Here is a 1,544-nt window from a genome sequence, read left to right as displayed (position 1 = left end):
ACATCAATATGAACGAAATTTGCCCTACAACTGGTGGCTGTGCTCTACCAATCGGACATGGTGATACCGAAGCTGAAACGCAAATGGCAGCTCTGGCCAAAGCGCTCGCTCACCCGGCAAGAGTTCGTATATTGAGTATCCTTTCAACGCTAGAAAAATCGGGCGGCTGTTTGAACAGTGACTTGGTTAGTGAATTAGGTTTGGCGCAATCGACAGTATCAGAGCACCTAAGAATCTTGAAAACCTCTGGTTTCATCACTGCTGAATCGATACCACCGAAGATGTGCTACCGCATTAATCGAGATAATATTCAGCAATTTGAGACGCTAATCGACACTATTTTGAAATAGATTTATCGCGCTTAGTTTGTCGAATACGGAATAAATTAAGCGTATTTTTTTGCTTCCCAATATCGCTTTTCGACGATTGACGATATCAACCAAAGAGAAAATATCATGAAGCCAAAATTAGGTTTTCTAGATCGCTACTTAACGCTGTGGATCTTTATTGCCATGGGTCTTGGTGTACTGCTTGGCATCCTATTCCCACAGATCGAGCAGTGGAACGAATCTATGTCGGTTGGTACCACCAACATTCCACTTGCGATTGGCCTTATCTTAATGATGTACCCGCCTCTGGCTAAGGTTAACTACAACCTATTAGGCACTGTGGTCAAAGATAAGAAAGCGATCAAACTATCTTTGATCATGAACTGGCTTGTTGGCCCAATTCTGATGTTTGTGTTGGCACTGACTTTCTTGGGTGACCACCCAGGTTACATGGTCGGCGTGATTCTGATTGGTCTAGCTCGTTGTGTGGCGATGGTGCTAGTTTGGAACGACATCGGCGGCGGTAACAAAGAATACGGCGCGGCATTGGTTGCTCTAAACAGTGCATTCCAAGTGGTGAGCTACAGCTTTATGGCGTGGTTGTTCATCAGCGTTCTTCCACCAGTATTTGGTTACGAAGGCATGATGGTTGATATCTCGATGATCGACATTGCACACAGTGTACTTATTTACCTAGGTATCCCATTCTTAGCGGGCTTCCTAAGCCGCAAGATCCTTGTGTCGATGAAAGGCGAGCAGTGGTACAACGAAGTGTTTATTCCACGTATCTCTCCAATCACACTGATTGCACTACTGGCTACTATCGTTCTGATGTTCAGCCTAAAAGGCGAGATGATTGTAGAACTGCCAATGGACGTATTGTTGATTGCGGTTCCACTGACTATCTACTTCACAGCAATGTTCTTCATCAGCTTCTTCATTGGTAAGAAGATGGGCATTGAATACGACAAGAACGCATCAATTGCATTCACAGCAACAGGCAACAACTTCGAGCTAGCGATTGCCGTTGCTATCTCAGTATTCGGTATCAACTCAGACCAAGCGTTTGCCGGTGTTATCGGTCCACTGATTGAAGTACCTGTGTTGATTTACCTAGTGAACGTGGCGCTTAAGATGAAAGACAAGTACTACAACGGTCAGACGGTGAAACCTAGCGTATAGCATCTACGTCTACACCTAGAACTAGAACTAGAA

At 44.6% G+C, this 1,544-nt stretch carries 2 protein-coding genes; both read left to right on the top strand.

Going from position 1 to position 1,544, the window contains the following annotated elements; translation table 11 throughout:
• The first annotated feature begins 8 nt into the window (after window positions 1-8).
• Window positions 9-350: a helix-turn-helix transcriptional regulator gene (locus tag AB4653_RS17755; protein WP_009845914.1), complete on the top strand. Its 342-nt coding sequence runs from the start codon at window positions 9-11 to the stop codon at window positions 348-350.
• 105 nt (window positions 351-455) lie between these two features.
• Entirely contained in the window at window positions 456-1,511 is a 1,056-nt protein-coding gene (gene arsB, locus AB4653_RS17750) for an ACR3 family arsenite efflux transporter (RefSeq protein WP_009845915.1), read from the top strand.
• The last annotated feature ends 33 nt before the right edge of the window (window positions 1,512-1,544 follow it).

Source organism: Vibrio sp. 10N.222.48.A3 (assembly GCF_041475345.1).
Classification (GTDB): Bacteria; Pseudomonadota; Gammaproteobacteria; order Enterobacterales; family Vibrionaceae; genus Vibrio; species Vibrio tasmaniensis_A.
Note: the sequence above shows the minus strand (reverse complement) of the source record. Positions and strands in the feature narration are given on the sequence as shown.